Raw genomic sequence first — 19299 nt, forward strand, 5'->3', positions numbered from 1 at the left:
ATTAGTTTTTAATCCTATTATATCCACTAAAAAGCATTATCTGCAAAACTCATGAAAGAAGAGCGGATTCTAATTGTCGAAGACGATCCCAGCATTGCGGAAAATATTCAGGAGATTTTAGAGCTCCTTGGTTACGTCAACATTGATATTGCAAACTCTGCCAATCAGTGTATCAAAGTCATCAAAAAGTACCGTCCAGATTTGATATTCATGGATATCAAGCTCAAGGGCGACAAGGATGGTATTGAGTTGGGCGAGATTGTCAAGCAGATGGTAGATGCTCCTTTGGTGTTTGTGACTTCTTACTCTGATCCTACGATCATTGAAAGAGCAAAAAGAATAGCTCCGGCAGGCTTTATTGTAAAGCCATTCAACACGAATGATATTCATGCGATTGTAGAGATTGTTCTTTACAATAAGAGAACAAAGCCTACCACAGAGACCGCTGCAGTAAAAACATCTACCGAGAGCCCATTTTTGGTAACTGATGCAGTCTTTATCAAAGCTGACAATGCATTTGAAAAGGTTCCATACGACGAAATCTACTATGTAGAGGCCAATGGTAATATGGTGACGATTTTCACCAAAAACAGAGATTACAATATCCGAAAGTCTATGAAAGAGATCGAGGAGATTCTCCCTTCTCATTTATTCCTTCGGGTTCAAAAGTCATATATCCTTTCCCTAGGTCAAATCGAAAGCTTCAATACCAAAGAAATCACCTTGAAGCAAGGATCGGTAGTCCAGGTAGGAAGACAATATTACAATAGCTTTTTGGCGAAATTGAATACAATTACAGAAAGTTAAAAACCACTTAAACCGGATTGAAGGCTGTTTTAGAAATAAGACAGCCTTTCTTTTTAGCACAAAAAAAAGGTGGGTAAGACCCACCTTTTTTATTAACCAAACAATCAACCAAATTAACCCTTACGAGTTCTCTTTAGGAAGTCCCCGAAGTCCGGGACTCCTCAATTTTGTAAATGTCTACCTGAACAGTTTCAGGACTTGTTGCTTTTTCATTTCCGACTTGTGGAGTTGGTTTAGTAATTTCAAATCGGGCAGTATGCTGTGCCGAATGGCTCTCTGATTTTGCTTTGATAACGATGGTCATCGCCATTGCCAATCCGAGTGCAGCACAGATGTTTTTTTGTGTGAAGATTGAAGTAATCATGGCAATTATAAGTTGGTTTAATTTCGTATGATACCACTATTGCCAAAACTGTCCCAAAATGAAAAAAGGGCCTAAAATAGCTCTATTCAGCATTTTAACATTTGAAGGGTGTACGGTCCCGTACACCAATTTGCCAGCCGCGGACAAAAAACCGAACAATATTTGGTTATGGGAAGGTTACAGAAAGGCTGAAAAAATTTCATTCCGGTGGAAATCAACTTTTTTAATAGCCTTTCAAAAAATGAAAGATCTCATAACCTCCCTCGCCATTACACTGAGGAACAAAAAAAGAGGGACTTTCCGTCCCTCTCAGTTAAATGTTTTTTATTCTAATTTCTATAAAAGCTCATTCGCCAAATTGGCCAATTCAGATCGTTCTCCTTTTTCTAATTTGATATGTGCATAAAGCGGATGATCTTTTACCCGATCAATTAAATAAGACAAGCCATTGGACTGAGAATCCAAATAAGGAGTATCAATCTGATGCACATCACCAGTGAATACAATCTTGGTGTTTTCTCCCGCCCTTGAGATTATCGTCTTGATCTCATGAGGAGTCAGGTTTTGAGCCTCATCCACAATAAAGAAAATATTGGAAAGAGAACGTCCCCTGATATAAGCCAAAGGCTGGATCACCAGCTTTTCTTGATTTACCAACTCTGTAATCTTTTGGTATTCCTTATCGGTCTCTTTGTACTGATTTTGGATGAATTTCAAGTTGTCCCAAAGTGGCTCCATGTAAGGATTCAATTTGGACTTGATATCCCCAGGAAGGTAACCAATGTCCTTATTGGAAAGCGGAACAATCGGCCGTGCTAAGAAAATCTGCTTATAATCTCTTCTTTGCTCCAAAGCACCCGCCAAAGCCAAAAGAGTCTTACCGGTACCTGCAACCCCTTGAATTGAGACCAAACGGATATTGGGATTGGTGATAGCATGAAGTGCAAAGGTTTGCTCAGCATTCTTGGGCTTTATATTATAGGCCAACTTTTTATCCACCCTTTCCAAAACATTGTCCTCTGGATTGTAAAAAGTCAAAACAGAGTTCTTGTCACTTTTTAGGATATAGTAGGCATTGGCTTTACGCTTTCGTGTACCGAGAACGGCTTTTGCCTCGACATATCCCTGCTCATACAACTTGTTGATCGTTTCGGGGTCTACATCATCCATGAAATACTTTCCTGTATTTTCAAGTTCATTGATGTTTTTGATTTTCCCTGTTTCATAATCCTCAGCCAGGATTTCCAAAGATTTCGCTTTCAATCGAAGATTGATATCCTTGGATACCAAAATCACCTTGCGGTTCTTTTCGTTTTCCTTGAGATAAAGTGCCGCATTTAGGATTTTGTGGTCGTTTTTCTCCTCCCCAAAAATCTCATTTGCATTCAATTTATTCTCAGGGTTCATTAAGACTCGAAAATTCCCCTTGGTCTTCCCATTCAGGGGAGTCCATTCATGAATCATGTTGTCCTTGGAAAGCTTGTCTAGCAAACGGATAAACTCCCGGGCCTCAAAATTCTTGGTGTCATTGCCTTTTTTAAACTGATCCAGCTCTTCCAAAACTGTGATTGGAATGACTACATCGTGTTCGGCAAAATTCATAATGGAGTTGTGTGCGTAAAGGATCACGGATGTGTCTAGCACAAAGATTTTCCGATCTTTATCGGCTTTCGCTCTAGGCATGTGCAGGATAGGTATTAGTGGTAATAGGTATGATATAAGTTAAAAAATTATATCCTAGAAAATCACTTAAGCATAAAAAATTATGGTTAAGAAACGCAAAGACAAACCTATCATCCTGACTTTCAATTTTTTAAATTTCAAAATTGAAAAATATCAAAATTGAAAAATTGGGAATAGTGTTTTACCCAATCTTTCAATCTTTTGATAATCAATTACCCTAATCAAGCAAGGCTCGAATATCCTCTTGATCCAAGCTCTTCATGAAGCTTTCTTCAGTAGAAATCAACTCACCTGCAAGTGCAAGCTTTCTATCTTGCAAGGCCATGATTTTCTCCTCCACAGAGCCTCTACTGATGAATTTATAGATAATAACCTTATTCTCCTGTCCAATTCGATGAGCTCTATCAATTGCTTGTGCTTCGACAGCTGGGTTCCACCAAGGGTCAAGCAAGAATACATATTCAGCTTTGGTCAAATTCAATCCTACACCACCGGCTTTCAAGGAAATTAAGAACACCTTGACATCCTCTTGCTCTTGGAATTTCTCCACTTGACCTTGCCTATCCTTGGTAGCACCATCCAAATAAGCGTATGGAATATCCTGCCCATCCAAGTATTCTTTCACTATTGCCAAATGCCTCACAAACTGGCTAAACACCAAAACCTTGTGCCCCTCAGAAATTGTTGACTGAAGCATATATGTGATATCCTCCAACTTTCCAGACTCTCCCTGATAGTCCTCTCGAACCAATTTCGGGTGATTGGCTATCTGTCTCAACTGCGTCAAGCCACGAAGCAAAGTAAATTGCTGAGAACTTCGACCAGCAAAAGGATTTTCTCCGATGATTTTCTCTCTATAATAGCTTTTTACTTCTTCGTAGACTTTCTCCTGCTCCGCTGTCATCGCAGAGTATTTAACATTGGTGATTTTCTCAGGAAGATCTGTAGCTACCTGAGATTTCAATCGGCGCAAGATGAAAGGCTTGATCAAAGAATGAAGCTTTGCAGCTTTATCCTTATCATTTTGCTTCTCTATCGGCTGTAAAAACTGATTCTTAAAAGAATTCTGATTACCCAAAAGGCCTGGGTTCACAAAATTCATTTGAGACCAAAGATCCATTGTTCCATTTTCAACTGGCGTACCAGTCAAAATCAGCTTTTGCTTACTCTTTAATTTATTGACAGCATTCGCAATATTCGATCCTGGGTTTTTGATGGCCTGGGACTCATCCAAAATGATGTAATTGAAATAGAAATCCTTCATGATATTCACATCCAATCGAGTGATCCCGTAGGAAGTCAATACCAAATCATAATCTCTAAACTTGAAAGGATCTTTGATTCGTTGCGTGCCTGTATAAACCAAGATTTTCAGCTCAGGAGTAAATTTTCTAGCTTCCAATTCCCAGTTGTAGATCAAAGAGGTCGGCATGATCAGCAAAGAGCAAAATCCTGGGTTTTCCTGCTTTTCATGAGCCAATAAGGCTAAGGTCTGAACAGTTTTACCCAAACCCATATCATCTGCCAAACAACCTCCAAAGCGGAATTCATTAAGGAATCGAAGCCAATTATAGCCAGCCTTTTGATATGGTCTCAAAGTCCCATCAAAGTAGCAAGGCAAATCATAATCATCGATAGACTCGAAATCACGAAGTTTCTCGAGCTTTCTACTCAATGTCAACTGTACCAAGTTACCCTCTTCCAATTGCTTGGCCAATGCCAAGTGATGCTTTCGCATAATGATGGAATCCTGAGCTTCTCCTTCTTCCATAAAAGAGAAAAGCTCAGAATAATTAACAAACCAAGACGCTGGAATAACAGCGATCTCTCCATTTGGCAATTCGAATTCCGTCTTTCCCTTCATGATCATTCTTCTGATCTTTGCGAAAGGAACTAAATAGATTCCGAACTTGATTTGAGCTTTTACATCAAACCAGTCAATATTTTCATTGACTTCAATATCAATATTGGCTCTCCCAATGTGATAGGTCTTACCTGAAGCATTTTTACTTTGAATAATCTTGATGCCCTTTTCTTCCAAGGTTTCTTCATTTTCCCCTATCCATTCGAATGCTTGGGTTTTAGGCATAGCTACTTTTCCTTCTCGAACTTCCAGGCCTAAATCATGAAGCAATTTCCCAAAAGCTTTTTCCTTTTGGAGACTGCGGATTGTCTTCTTAAATACGAACTCTCCTCCTTTTTCAACTAAGGCAACAGAATTTCCTGCGGAATTATCATTTCCTTTTTCCACAGGAAAATCCGCATCTCCGTATTTAAATCGAAGTTCGAAGACCATCTTGTCTTCCTCCAACTGCTCTCCTTCTTTTCCAAAAAGATCATTACCTTGATTTCCTGGCAGCTCTTGAATTTTGAGTAAAACTTCCGGTTTTCCTCTATCCACGGTAATCTCAAATCCTCTTGCATCCACATCATATTGAGTGAGCAATGGAGCCATGAATTTTCTGAAGTAAGTCGGCTCGTGACGCTTCTCGATTACAATAAATTTCTTATGAAGAAAAGGCTGCAATTTTTTCCCATCCAAATCTCCTTCAAACTGGTAAAGCTGATCATTTACGATCAACCAAGCCGGTTCCTTACAAATCAAATAACCGCCTTTGTATTGCCATTCAAGCTTTTCACCTTTGAACTTGATGGTTGGCCAATAATGGGTGTTCTCTGGATTTTTGTGGAAATGGAAAAGAACGGTGGCTTTTTCAGCATTTACCGCAATTTCTTTCCAGGTAGGATTACCATCACTCCCCATTTCAAATAATCTCTTTCCTACCAATAAAGGAAGGATTTTAGACCGCTGAATTTCTAATCTAGCCTCAAGAAGAGTTTGGGTAGTTTTATCTTCAGTCTTAGGATCAAATATCTTTTGTAAGAAGTCCTTTGGCCTTATATTCTTTTTCTTAGGAATGAAAGACTTGATCACTTCCTCAGGTTGCATAGCATCCATGAGTTTGATCAACTTATAATCTCTTTCATCCAGCCCCTCATCAAACTCTTGAGCGTTTGCAAAAGATATATTTTGGAATGCATAAGAGAGCCTTCCTCTTTCATCTATTTGAACCACAAAGGACTCAAATAGTAATCCCAGATACTCGTGATCAAAAATAGAATAAACAATCTGAAAGGGCTTGTCAGCGTCTACTATCATAAATATTAAGGCTCAACTTATTATTACTTCCTTGCATCAGAAATAATAACAAGACAAAGAAATTGCGGTTTTTTCAGGTATATAGCCCGTAAATTAAGAAAAATAGTAACCTAAAGACGAGTTTCTCTTTGTTTTTTGGGAGAATGCAGCAAAAAACCCTGCAATGTTGAATTATTGCAGGGTTAAATATTATTTCTCCAATTCCACAGGCTCTTCCTGCTTGGGTTCCGGCTCCTTATCTGGGAAAAAACGCCCTTGAAATATCAATATGATAGCGACACCAATAAAAATGGCAGCATCAGCCACATTAAAGATAGGCCATAAGGCGGTGTATTGTCCACCCCACAAAGGCATCCATTCAGGCAAATAACCTTCCCAGATGTCGAAATAGAACATATCAACCACCTGACCGTGGAACCATGGAGTCGATGCATCATATGGTGCATTGTTTAACCAAACTCCATAAAATATAGAATCTATAAGGTTACCAATAGCTCCTCCTAATATCATCGCTATACATACTATATAAATAGGATGATTTTTCTTTTGAATTATATAATATAAATAATAACCGATACCTACCATGGCAACTAAACGGAAGGTTGTCAGAATCATTTTCCCATATTCTGTCCCCAATTCCATTCCGAAAGCCATCCCAGGATTAGTGGTATAATGAAGCTTGAACCAGTCGCCAAAAATCTTAATCTGTCCAGGTGTTCCAAAATCCATCTGGAAGTGTACCAACATTTTAACTGCTTGGTCTATGGCAATCACCAAAAGCGCAATCCCGAAATATTTTAAGTATCTATTCATTTCTATATTTTCAGCAATCAGGCCTTTTCAACCAAAACTGCAATCTCAAAATCATCCATATCCAAGACTGTTCCTTTTTCAGCCTCTCCTGAAAGCTTCAAGCTCAAGGCTTGAGTTTCGGACTGAATATATTCTCCGAAAGACTGAACGGCATTCGTCACCAATTCATTTCCTTCTGCCACTTGGATGTTGATTTTATCCTGAACCTCCAGCCCCATATCTTTTCTAAGGTTTTGGATTCTGTTAACCAAATCACGAGCCACACCTTCTTGCTTCAACTCATCTGTCAAAGTCACATCCAATGCTACAGTAACCCCAGCATCAGAAGCAACTGACCAGCCCGGAATATCCTGAGAAGAAATCAAAACTTCGTCCAATAGGATTTCGATTGTCTCTCCCTCCACATCTACTGGATATTTTCCTTCTCTTTCGATTTGTGCGATTTCATCCTGACCCCAAGATTTGATAGCAGCTACGACAAATCTCATCTTAGGCCCTAGTTTTTTACCCAAAATAGGCAGATTAGGTTTTACATCTTTCACCAAAATGCCAGATGCATCATCTATATATTCGATGGCTTTGATATTCACTTCAGTCTTGATCAAGTCCTCAACATGCTCAATCTGAGCCTGAACCTTCTTGCTCAACACAGGAATCAGGATTCTTTGAAGCGGTTGACGAACTTTCAACTTTTCTTTCTTTCTCAAGGAGTGAACCAAGGAAGAAATGGTTTGTGCCAAATCCATACTTGCTTCCAGATCGCTATTGATCAATGCTTGATCAGCAGCAACCCAATCCGTCAAGTGAACAGATTCTTGACCTCCAGCACCTGTTTCAGTCAAGTTTTTATACAACCAATCTGAATAGAATGGAGCAAATGATGACATCAATTGAGTTAGCGTCAACAAGCACTCATATAAAGTTTCGTATGCCGCCTGCTTGTCCGCATTCATATCTCCTCTCCAGAATCTCTTTCTGGCCAATCTCACATACCAATTGGACAATTGATCAACAGTAAAGTTCATGATGGCACGAGTTGCTCTTGTAGCATCATAATTATCCATCGCCTCTTCTACCTCAGCGATCAACGACTGAAGTTTGGAGATGATCCACTGGTCCAATTCTGCTCTTTGTGCCACCGGTACAGCTTTGGTTTTGTCGTAAACGAAAGCATCCAGATTTGCATAAAGCGCAAAGAAGTTATAAGTATTCTGAAGGGTACCGAAGAAGCGTCTCTGCACCTCTGTCACGCCATCCAGGTTGAATTTCAAGTTATCCCATGGGTTGGCATTGCTAAGCATATACCATCTCAAAGCATCAGGACCATATTCTTTCAAAGTCTTGAAAGGATCCACGGCATTGCCCAATCGCTTGGACATTTTGTTGCCGTTCTTGTCCAAAACAAGGCCATTGGCGATCACGTTTTTGAAAGCAACACTATCAAATAGCATACCTGCGATGGCATGAAGGGTAAAGAACCATCCACGAGTCTGATCCACACCTTCAGCAATGTAATCAGCTGGATAATTTGCCTTAAATACATCTTCGTTCTCGAATGGATAATGCCATTGTGCATAAGGCATGGCACCTGAATCGAACCAAACATCAATTAAATCTGGCTCACGGAACATTTTTTCTCCTTTGTCGGAGATCAATACCACGTCATCCACATAAGGTCTATGCAAATCCAACTCTTTGCCTTCGTATGGAGATTTTTCCATAAATCCAGCTGCGATGGATTTTTCGATTTCAGCATTCAATTCAGCTATCGAACCGATACATTTCTCCTCAGTTCCATCACTTGTTCTCCATATAGGAAGTGGCGTACCCCAGAATCTTGAACGGCTCAGGTTCCAGTCCACCAAGTTTTCCAACCAGTTCCCGAAACGACCTGTACCGGTTGCCTCAGGCTTCCAGTTGATGGTTTTGTTCAATTCCACCAATCTATCTTTGTAAGCGGTGGTTTTGATAAACCAGCTTTCCAAAGGATAATAAAGAACAGGCTTATCAGTTCTCCAGCAGTGCGGATAACTGTGTTCATATTTCTCTACTTTGAAGGCTTTATTTTCATTTTTCAAGATGATGGAAATGATTACATCCGTGTTTTTGTAATCCGGAGCATTCTCATCATCCTCAGTATAATTTTTCACATAGAAATCAGAAGCACCATATTCTTTATGAGCTGTGATTCCATGTTCTTTCATTTTTGCAGCTAAATATTCGCCAACTACAGGCAAGAATCTTCCTTGCTTATCTACAACAGGGATGTCATTTCCCAAATCATCTTTGACAAATACGCCAGGCACATTGTTTTGAACCAAAGTTCTAAAGTCATCCGCACCAAAAGCCTTCGCCAAGTGAACGATTCCAGTACCGTCTTCAGTAGTCACATAATCTCCTGAAACAACAGTAAAAGCAGGATTAGGAAGCGCTAAAGCATCAATCGGGAACAATTGCTCGTATTCCCAACCTAGCATTTCCTTCCCTTTGAATTCGGAAACTACCTCGTAAGGGATCAACTTATCCCCCGCCTTGTAATCTTCCACTTTTAGATCTTTCGCCTTCGGATTCAGATAAGCCGCCATTCTGGCCTTCGCCAAAATCACAAATTCAGGCTCGAAGGTATAGGGGTTGAAAGTTTTCACTTTCACATAATCCAAGTTTTCACCTATTGCCAATGCGGAGTTGGAAGGCAAAGTCCAAGGAGTTGTTGTCCAAGCTAGGATATAGGTATTTTCCTCCCCTTTCAACTTGAATTGAGCTGTGATGGAAGTATCTTTCACATCCTTGTAAGTACCCGGTTGATTTAATTCGTGAGAAGACAAACCAGTACCTGCAGCAGGAGAATACGGTTGAATAGTGTAGCCTTTGTAAAGAAGATCCTTTTTATAAAGCTTCTGAAGCAAATTCCACAAAGTCTCAATGTACTTGCTATCAAAAGTGATGTAAGGATCATCCAAATCCACCCAGTAACCGATTTTTTCAGTCAGGTCATCCCATTCGTTTTTGAAGCGCATGACAGTCTCACGACACTTCTTGTTGTATTCTTCGACAGTGATTTTGGTACCGATATCCTCTTTAGTGATACCCAGTTCTTTTTCAACCTGAAGCTCGACAGGAAGACCATGGGTATCCCAACCTCCTTTTCGCTTCACTTGGAAACCTTTGAGGGTTTTATAACGGCAGAAAATATCCTTCAGAGTACGAGCCATTACGTGGTGAATACCCGGAGTACCATTTGCCGAAGGAGGGCCTTCGAAAAAGGTAAAGGTCTCTGCACCATCGCGGTTTGCAATTGACTTTTCGAAAATCTGATTTTCTTTCCAATATTGAAGGATAGATTCTCCTATATGAGGATAATCCACCTGTTTAAATTCCTGATACGTTTTCACTATTTCCTTTCTTGTGGAGATTAGGCGAAGAATGCAGGCAGCAAAAATGCCATCCCGCTCAAAACAAGCCACAAAGATAGAAGAAATGCGCTTTGGGGGAAAGAAAAAACAAATCCCTTCTGACTTATCTAATTACCATATAGTCATAAAGGTTAAGAACCTTGATTTTCAAGCAAAAAAATAGGCCATCCAATGACTTGGATAGCCTATTCGGGCAATTACTAATAGCCTTTCCTTACTTTGTCATCTCTGCCAAGTTGGCCACGCCAGCATCGATCAAGTCCTTCATGGAACCTGAAGCAGCACTTACATAGGCATCATGATCGCATTCTGCAAAGTGAGAGGCAACTTTTTTCTGATCTCCTGAAGTCATAACCAATTGGCTGTATCCTGTTTTAGAAAACATTTCAGATTGAGCCTGAGTCACTTCTTTGATTTTTTTGTCTGCAAAAACACCTTCGAAAGACACCGCTTTTTTAGGTTCTACTTTCGCATGGAATAATGGGTTGCTTCCGATGTCAAGCCCAGAAACGAACCTTACTTGAGATAGCAAATTAGGTCCACCTCCACCAATGGAACGATTGTTTTCACTTGGATCAACGATTGGATCTATTCTGTAATCGATCTTGGCCTTCACTGAACTGGTATTAGTCCATACAGAAGCATCAGCGTCCAAATTGACAAATGGAAATACAAAGTTGACATCAGCCACATAGACATTTTCCAATGCCTTGGACATCTTAGGAGTTGGGTCTGTCAGGTTAAATCCGAATTTTTCTTTCCCACTATTGGAGACCTTTTTCACCAAATAATCAAAACCTTCAGGAGTGACCATTACAAATCCCTGTGCCTGTGCATCGGAAGAGGCTCCTCCTTGAACCAAAGTCCAATCAGAGAAATACTCAAACTTAGCCACGTCATCCGCAGTGATGATTTCAAAGCCCTGACTAGTCAATTGACTAACAAAGTCCGCATAAGCAACATTGATCATTTTTTGGAAATCATCCACATCTACCCCTGAGATCTGGACACCTAGGCTGGTAGAAGTGCCTGATGTGAAAGTTGTTCTATCAGCTCTTTCTTTCTTGGAGCCTGAAGTAGAAGCAGAGGCCTCTTCATATACCTCAAACAGTGCCTTGAAGCTTTTAATAAATACTTTTTTTGGAGCTTTGGACCCTTGATTTTTCTTATTGTAACTGGTGACTTTAATATCTTTTTCGGTGAGGACCGTTCCCGGCATGATTTCCATGAATAAGAACAGGAAAATAAATAATAGACTTTTCATAATTTTTGAATGGTTAGGTTCCCAAAATTGAGAGGAATACCATTCCTAAAAAATGAGGCATTTGTCGTATTTTGATCCTAGGTCAATCGGCTCTATTCACTTAAAAAAATAAAGCCGGAGTTTACTCTCCGGCTTCGTACTTATCTTTAAATCAAGGCTTTCTTTGGAGCCTCGCGATGTAAAATCCGTCAAACCCACTCTCTTGGGCCAATACTTTTTGATCTTCTATCAACTCGAAATCTTGGCCAGCTTCTGAGGCCAGGAATTTCTCAACTTGATTTTGATTTTCGGAAGGAAGAATACTGCAAGTGGCATAAACCATCTGACCTCCTTTTTTCACCATTGAAGAGTAAGATTGAATAATCTCTTGCTGCGTCTTTTGCACGTCAGCGATAGATTCTGGACTCAATTTCCATTTGGTGTCCGGATTTCTTCTCAAAACTCCCAAACCAGAACATGGAACATCCAGAAGCAATCTATCCGCAGATTCTTTCAATCTTTTGATCGTCTTGGACCCTTCGATGACTTTCCTTTCAATGATAGAAACACCATCTCTTCGAGCTCTCAATTTGGTTTGCTGAAGCTTCCACTCCTCCACATCCATGGACAGAATCTTTCCTTTATTGTCCATCAATGCTGCCAAATGAAGGGATTTACCTCCTGCACCAGCACATGCATCGATCACTCTCATTCCTGGCTCAACTGCCAAAGCTGCTGCTACCAACTGAGAAGATGCATCCTGAACCTCAAAAAGTCCTTCTTTGAAAGCAGGGTTTCTGAAAACGTTTTGTCTTTCTTCCAAGATCAAAGCATCAGGATAACCTTTGACGATGTAGGTTTTGATCCCATCTTCAGCCAACTGATTCTTCAACCTTTCACGAGTAGTTTTCAAAGTGTTCACTCGAAGAACTACCTCAGCTTCCTCATTTAAGCTATGGATTTCTTGCTCCCACTTGTCTCCAAGCTCATTTTTACCCATCTCATGAAGCCAAGTTGGAATTGATTCCAACAAGGAAGGGTCTTCCAATTTTTCGTATTTGGACTTGATTCTATCTGGATTGATCCCGGAAAATTCCTCCCAAGGAGGCAAGGAATGTCCTTGCATTAACCAGTAGGTTCCAAACAAATCCCAATAGCTTTCCGAAGGACTCAAATAATTGATCAATCTCCACCAACGAACCATTTCATAGGTGGTTTCAGCGATAAAAGATCGGTCCCTAGCCCCCCACTTTGGGTTGGACTTTAGGGTACGTTCGATCACTTTGTCAGCATATTGTCCTTCTTTGAAAATTGCTTCCAAAGCGGAATGGACTCCTCGAATTGTATTGTTATGTAGCTTCATCAGAAAGAAATTCTGCACAAAGGTAGTTTTTCTTTCTGAGTCTTTTGATTTCGAAGGCTAAAAGGGTTGAAATAGCAAAGAAATTCTGATCCCCTCGCGAGCTACAGCAGAGCCAAAGTAGTATCGGTCTCCATAATAATTCCCAATTCCTACAGATTGGTAATTGGGATAAGGTAAATAATCGTAGGAAATATAAGCCACCTCATTATATAGAATGCTTTGCTTCTTGAATTCAAGAAAATTGGCCCTTACTCCCAAATCAAGCCAAGGTTTCAACTCGTATGCAAAGCCAACATCCAATCCAAAACGCCAATTACTTTCCTCGAAACTATACCTATTAGGGTATGGAATATATGACAGGCAATTCGGACAGGGATAATAATCCCAACTTGAATAATTTGGATAACCTTCGAAATTTCCATTTTCTGATTTTTCACGCATTCCATAAAAATTGAAGTTTAGGGAAGTTCGCTTTCCTAATTCCACCCTTTTCCTGATAAATGCCCCAAAACCAAAAAACTCATTGGTCATTCCCAAAGGAGATTGAAATTGAGTGTAGTCAATGATGGGATAGTTACCTGTCTCATCTGGTGTATTGGAATAAATGGCTCTTAGCCCGACCAATTCATCTTGTTGCAGATCATAGGATTGATAATTACCCATTAGACCTAAGCTCCAGCCTTTTCCAAAACCAATTCCTAAGTAAGGTCTAAGACTCCCAAATCGATTTTTCTGTGCAGTTAGATTCCCTGTGTTATCTAGGGATTTTTCCCAATAAACGCCATCCAACTCAAGGAAAACCTTTCCCTTTTCTTGCGAAAAAACCAGAACTGGGAGAGTCAAAAAGAATAAAAGTATAAGTGTTTTTTTCATAGTGGTTTCTTTGGTTTTACTTTTACGATCCAATTCAGCTATTCGCTACAAATGATCAATTACAATTCCCTGGTAATAAACTGGGCTTCAGAGCTGGAAATCTATAATTTTCAAGAAGCCCAAAACTTGGTCTCTTGGCTATTTGAACACCATTTGGGACTAAAACCAATGGAAAGAATTAACCTGATTGACGAGCAGGATCTACCAAAGCAATTGTTTGCTGATTTTGAAAAGCTGAAAACCGGAGAACCTATCCAGTATGTTCTGGGGAAAGGGCCTTTCTATGGAAGGGAATTTTTTGTCACCCAGGATACATTGATTCCAAGAAATGAGACTGAAGAATTGGTCCACCTGATCATTAAAGAAAATCCTCAGCCGAATCTGAAAATCCTCGATATAGGAACCGGGACTGGATGTATTCCTATTTCACTTTTTCTTGAAATGAATCAGGCCAAAGTCTTTGGAATTGATGTTTCTGAAAAGGCTTTGGAAGTGGCCAAAAAGAACGGTGGGACTCAAAATGCTCAAGTGAATTGGATTCTGTGTGACATCTTACAAAAACCGATTCCCGAGAATGAATTGGATATTTTGGTCAGTAATCCACCGTATATTCCAGAACAGGGAAAAGCACTGATGCACAATAACGTATTGGACTTTGAGCCTGGACTTGCTCTTTTTGTTCCTGACTCAGATCCACTTTTATTTTATAGAGAAATTGCTCAAAAGGGACTTGTTGCTCTGAAAAAGGGAGGCAAAATCTATTTTGAAATCCACGAGGAATATGGAAAAAGAGTCGTAGAGTTACTAGAAAGTCTGGGATATTCTCAAGTGCAATGCCTCCAAGATCTGAATGGAAAGGATCGAATTGTGAAAGGGAATCTGAACTGAGAGTTTAATCTCAAGAATATTTCAAGCAGAAATCACGAACCATCCAGATGGTTTCAGCTTTTCGCTCAAACATTCCCATGTGGCCAGTATCTCCAAGTTCAAAGTAATCGGTAAATGCATGCTTTTGAGCACGGCTGGCTTCGATTTTTACAGAACTGTCTTTGGTCCCAGCAATCATCAATCTTGGACCTGAAAAAGCTTCTAAGACCTCCAATCGATCCTTTCGGTCTCTCATAGCTTCTGTAAAAGCAATCAGTCCTTCCAAAGTAGCTTCTTTGGCTTGTTCCACTGCGGTTTCGATAGCAGTTGCTAATTCCTTTCTTCTATTTTCTGGAAAAAGTTGGGGAACGAAAGCAGTGGCGAATTTTTCAGATCCATTCTTTTTCAAAAATGAAATAGCCCTGTTTCTCATTTGCTTTTTTTCGACATCATCTGCAAATGCTGTACTATGAAACAATCCAACGGCTTTCAAATTACTTTGCATCAACTCTAAAAGTGCCAAAGTCACATATCCACCTAAAGAATGGCCTATTACAATCGGATTGACGATGTCATTCTTCTCCATCCACTCTTCCAGTAGCACGGCTATATCCTCCATGGAAAAATGATTTTGGAAAACAGGACTTCCCCCAAACCCGGGAAGATCTGGACAGATAACACGAAAATCTAATGATAGCTCATCCACAAAGTCACTCCACATAGCTCCGATTTCACAGAAGCCATGAATCAAAACAATAGGCTGCCCTTCGCCTTTTTCAAAAAAATTAATGGAAGACATATTTTAGCTCACTTTCTCAACCTCAGAGAGGCTTCTAACGGCATTGGCAATTCCTTCAGGATCAAAACCGCAAACCCTTTGCAATTCGATTTGCTCTCCATGCTCAATGATTTCGTCAGGAATACCCAAACGCTTCACTTGAGCCTGATATCCATGATCCATCATCCATTCCAAAACAGCAGAACCAAAGCCACCCATTAGGCAACCATCCTCTACGGTAATGACTTTTTTGAATTTGCCGAAAACCTCATGAAGCAAATCTTCATCCAATGGCTTCACAAATCTCATGTCATAATGAGCAGGGTTTAATCCCTCTCCGCCAAGCTTTTCGCAAGCCTCAACAGCATAGTTTCCGATATGTCCAATAGTCAAAATGGCTACTTCTTCGCCTTCTTTGACGATCCTACCTTGACCTAATGGAATATTTTCAAATGGAGTTCTCCACTCAGGCATCACGCCTTTCCCTCTTGGGTATCTTATAGAATATGGACCTTCATGAGAAAGAGAAGAATACATCATATTTCTCAATTCTTGCTCATTCATTGGAGCTGCAACTACCAAATTTGGAACGCATCTGAAATATGCGATATCGTAGGCTCCATGGTGCGTAGGACCATCTGCTCCTGCAAATCCAGCTCTATCCAAGCAAAGAACTACGGGGAGATTTTGTAAACACACGTCATGTACGACCTGATCATAAGCTCGCTGCATGAATGTGGAATAAATATTACAGAATGGCTTTAAACCTTGAGTGGCAAGACCTGCGGAAAACGTCACTGCATGCTGCTCAGCAATACCCACATCAAAAGCTCGGTCAGGCATAGCCTCCATCATGATATTCAAAGAAGAGCCAGACGGCATCGCAGGGGTAATCCCCATGATTCTTTCATCCTGTTCCGCTAATTCCACCAAAGTATGTCCGAAAACATCCTGGTATTTTGGAGCTTGAGGCTTAGAAGGAGTCTTTTTGAATATTTCTCCGGAAACCTTATCAAATGTACCTGGAGCATGCCAAGTTGTTTGATTTCCTTTTTCAGCTGGTTCGTATCCTTTTCCTTTCACCGTAACACAATGAAGGATTTTTGGACCAGGAATATCTTTTAGATCATTGAGTACCTCAACCAAGTGATGAACATCGTGTCCATCAACAGGGCCAAAATATCTAAGATTCAAAGACTCAAATAAATTGCTTTGGTGTAAAACCGCAGATTTGATGGCTCCTTCCACTTTGGAAATAACTTCCTGTGCTGAGCTACCAAACTTGCTGAATTTACCTAGCAACTTCCAAACCTCATCTTTTACCTTATTATAAGTATGGGAAGTAGTGATATCAGTTAGATAATCTTTCAGGGCACCGACATTAGGATCGATAGCCATGCAGTTATCATTAAGAATTATCAGGATATTGGAATCAGAGACTCCGGCATGGTTCATCGCTTCGAAAGCCATCCCACCGGTCATGGAACCATCTCCAATTACAGCTACATTTTGGATTCCAGAACCTTTGTATTTGGATGCAACCGCCATTCCCAATGCTGCAGAAATCGAGGTACTGGAGTGACCAACTCCGAATGCATCATATTCGCTTTCTTTTCTCTTTGGAAAACCGGAAATACCACCGAAAAAACGGTTGGTATGAAACTGATCTCTTCTTCCTGTCAGTATTTTATGACCATAAGCTTGGTGACCTACGTCCCAAACCAATTGGTCCTCAGGAGTATTTAAGACATAGTGCAAAGCCACAGTCAACTCCACCACTCCCAAACTTGCACCAAAATGTCCTCCATAGACAGAAACATTGTCCACAATGAAGTTTCTCAACTCATCACAAATCTGAACAAGCTTTTCCTTTGGGATTTTTTTCAAATCCGCCGGACTATCTATTTGAGCTAGTAATTCTCCCGGTTTAATCAGCATTTATTCAAAGCGTTTTATGGTCTGGAATGATAAACTTTAATTGAGTTGGAATGTTTTTTATTTAGTACAACAACTAATCCACACTCCTTCATTCTCTGACCAGAAATCCAATTAATTTACGTTAATTGAATATCTTTGGCTACAAGGTGGCAAAATTAACCCATTAATTTAAATATCCCTTGAGTTTCGAAATCAAATTACCGCTCTTCGAAGGACCATTCGATCTGATGCTCTTTTTCATAGAGCGGGATGAACTGGATATTTACGACATTCCTATCTCCAAGATTACCAATGACTTTCTGGATTATATCCATCATTTGGAGAAAATGGAAATTGAGGTTGCAAGTGAATTTATTCTCTTCGCCGCCACTCTGATGAAGATCAAATCCAAAATGCTCCTTCCCCGACCTGAATTCAATGAAGCTGGTGAGGAAATTGACCCTAGGGAAGAATTGATTCGAAATTTATTGGAGTATAAAAAGTACAAATCTGTCGTAGAGGACCTCGCATCTTTGGAATCTGATCGCCTTTCCAAAGAAAAAAGAGGGAATATAGCCGCAGAATTGAAGGCTTTAAGAAAAGTGGATGATGTAGATGCAGAAATGCAGGATCTAGATCTTTATAAGCTTCTGAAAGTCTTTCAAAAAATCATGGCCAAAATGGCCTCAAGAATCGAAGAGACCAAGCATACGGTGATTCAATACCCGTATACTATCGAACAACAAAAAGATTTTGTGTTGGAGAAAATTAGTTTCAAAAAACAAGTACCATTCTCAGAGTTTATCACCTACAAACCCGATAAAATATTTGTAATCTATACTTTTTTGGCAATTCTTGAATTGCTACAACTTTCCCGAGTGACCATCGTAATCGGAGAAGGATTCAATAATTTTTGGGTAGAAAAGACTGAGCCGCTCGCTACAGCCTAAGCATGAAGATAGACAACAAAAAAATCTTCGAAACCTTAAACCCTAACAAGGTTTGGGTACCGATTCTGATTGGATTAGGGATCGTATTTGCGATGTTTTATTTCGATCCATCGGTTACTGAGGAATCTCTGAAAGGAGTCTTTGATGCATCCATACCCTGGCTAATTTTAGCTATAGTGGTTATTTTATTCCGAGACTTGGGATATGTCTATCGAATAAGAGAGATCACCCAGCATCATCTGACTTGGGTCAGGGCGATTTACGTGATCATCCTTTGGGAATTCGCCTCAGCGGTGACTCCTTCTGTAGTCGGAGGAACTGCCGTAGCCATTTTTATCCTCAATAAAGAAGGAATCAAACTCGGGAAGGCCATTGCATACGTGATGGTGACAGCCATTTTGGACAACTTATTCTTTGTAATAGGGGCTCCAATTATTCTCTTTTTTGCAAAAGGTCATATTTTCCCAAGCAGCAAAGTCCTGGAAACACAGCTACAGGACAGCATGGAAGCGATTTTCTGGCTTAGTTATACTCTTTATGCCGTCTATAGCGTGGTGATGGCTGCAGCTTTATTCTATCGCCCTCGAGTTTTCAAATGGGTTCTGATCAAGTTATTCTCCATCAAATGGTTAAGAAAATGGAAGCACGATGCTGTGGAATATGGCAACCAAATCATTGATGCATCCAAAGAGCTTTCTGGTAAAAACTGGAAATATTGGGTACCTATCATTTTTGCGACCATCTTCATTTGGAGTTCAAGATACTTAATGTTGAATGCCTTAATCTCAGCATTTGTACCTCTCGACTTGAATGAAAATGTGATTGTTTTTGCACGTCAAGTTATCATGTGGATTGTCATGATGATTTCCCCAACTCCCGGTAGTTCTGGTACAGCCGAGTTTTTCTTTGGTCAATTCTTCACCGAGTTTTTGGGTAATTACACCTTTGTGACGAGCATACTTTGGAGGTTATTCTCTTACTATCCGTACTTGATTTTGGGAGCTATTTTCCTTCCAAGATGGATTCGCCAGGTGTTTTTCAAAAAGAAAAAAGCTAAAAAGGACTAAT

At 40.0% G+C, this 19299-nt stretch carries 14 protein-coding genes; 4 read left to right on the forward strand and 10 right to left on the reverse strand.

Annotated elements, in window-relative coordinates; all coding sequences use genetic code 11:
* Positions 1–51: 51 nt before the first annotated feature.
* A complete protein-coding gene (locus BUF13_RS07625; protein ID WP_073571184.1) occupies positions 52–807 on the forward strand; it encodes a LytR/AlgR family response regulator transcription factor in 756 nt (251 codons plus the stop codon).
* 133 nt (positions 808–940) lie between these two features.
* Here the strand turns inward: BUF13_RS07625 and BUF13_RS07630 are convergent, their stop codons facing one another.
* The 8 genes from BUF13_RS07630 to BUF13_RS07665 form a co-directional block, all read right to left on the reverse strand.
* On the reverse strand, positions 941–1171 hold the full coding sequence (locus BUF13_RS07630) for a hypothetical protein (RefSeq protein ID WP_073571185.1): 231 nt from the start codon (positions 1169–1171) through the stop codon (positions 941–943).
* 336 nt (positions 1172–1507) lie between these two features.
* Positions 1508–2854 (reverse strand): PhoH family protein, encoded by a 1347-nt coding sequence (locus BUF13_RS07635; protein WP_073571186.1) that lies wholly within the window; start codon positions 2852–2854, stop codon positions 1508–1510.
* 217 nt (positions 2855–3071) lie between these two features.
* The gene (locus tag BUF13_RS07640) at positions 3072–6014 is read right to left on the reverse strand and encodes a DEAD/DEAH box helicase (RefSeq protein ID WP_073571187.1); all 2943 of its coding nucleotides are present in this window, start codon (positions 6012–6014) and stop codon (positions 3072–3074) included.
* A 189-nt stretch (positions 6015–6203) separates the two neighbouring features.
* Entirely contained in the window at positions 6204–6827 is a 624-nt protein-coding gene (locus BUF13_RS07645) for a lipoprotein signal peptidase (RefSeq protein WP_073571188.1), read from the reverse strand.
* 17 nt (positions 6828–6844) lie between these two features.
* Positions 6845–10219 (reverse strand): isoleucine--tRNA ligase, encoded by a 3375-nt coding sequence (gene ileS / locus BUF13_RS07650; protein WP_073571189.1) that lies wholly within the window; start codon positions 10217–10219, stop codon positions 6845–6847.
* 235 nt (positions 10220–10454) lie between these two features.
* Positions 10455–11504 carry a hypothetical protein gene (locus BUF13_RS07655; protein WP_134204391.1) on the reverse strand — a complete coding sequence of 350 codons (1050 nt, stop codon included), beginning with the start codon at positions 11502–11504 and terminating at the stop codon, positions 10455–10457.
* Between the two features lie 151 nt (positions 11505–11655).
* A complete protein-coding gene (locus tag BUF13_RS07660) occupies positions 11656–12846 on the reverse strand; it encodes an RsmB/NOP family class I SAM-dependent RNA methyltransferase (RefSeq protein WP_073571191.1) in 1191 nt (396 codons plus the stop codon).
* Between the two features lie 57 nt (positions 12847–12903).
* Complete coding sequence (locus tag BUF13_RS07665; protein ID WP_134204389.1) at positions 12904–13719, reverse strand: hypothetical protein; 816 nt, start codon at positions 13717–13719, stop codon at positions 12904–12906.
* Positions 13720–13770: 51 nt separating this feature from the next.
* Here BUF13_RS07665 and prmC point away from each other — a divergent pair, with 51 nt between their 5' ends.
* Complete coding sequence (prmC, locus tag BUF13_RS07670; RefSeq protein ID WP_073571193.1) at positions 13771–14607, forward strand: peptide chain release factor N(5)-glutamine methyltransferase; 837 nt, start codon at positions 13771–13773, stop codon at positions 14605–14607.
* 10 nt (positions 14608–14617) lie between these two features.
* Here prmC and BUF13_RS07675 read toward each other — a convergent pair whose 3' ends face one another.
* Both BUF13_RS07675 and dxs read right to left on the reverse strand, forming a co-directional pair.
* The gene (locus BUF13_RS07675) at positions 14618–15385 is read right to left on the reverse strand and encodes an alpha/beta fold hydrolase (protein WP_073571194.1); all 768 of its coding nucleotides are present in this window, start codon (positions 15383–15385) and stop codon (positions 14618–14620) included.
* A 3-nt stretch (positions 15386–15388) separates the two neighbouring features.
* Positions 15389–17302, reverse strand: coding sequence for a 1-deoxy-D-xylulose-5-phosphate synthase (dxs, locus tag BUF13_RS07680; protein ID WP_073571195.1), 1914 nt, complete (start codon positions 17300–17302; stop codon positions 15389–15391).
* 179 nt (positions 17303–17481) lie between these two features.
* Between dxs and BUF13_RS07685 the strand changes: the two genes are divergently transcribed.
* A complete protein-coding gene (locus BUF13_RS07685; protein WP_073571196.1) occupies positions 17482–18231 on the forward strand; it encodes a segregation and condensation protein A in 750 nt (249 codons plus the stop codon).
* Positions 18232–18233: 2 nt separating this feature from the next.
* Positions 18234–19298, forward strand: coding sequence for a lysylphosphatidylglycerol synthase transmembrane domain-containing protein (locus BUF13_RS07690; protein ID WP_073571197.1), 1065 nt, complete (start codon positions 18234–18236; stop codon positions 19296–19298).
* The last annotated feature ends 1 nt before the right edge of the window (position 19299 follow it).

This window comes from Algoriphagus zhangzhouensis (assembly GCF_900148515.1).
Lineage (GTDB): Bacteria > Bacteroidota > Bacteroidia > Cytophagales > Cyclobacteriaceae > Algoriphagus > Algoriphagus zhangzhouensis.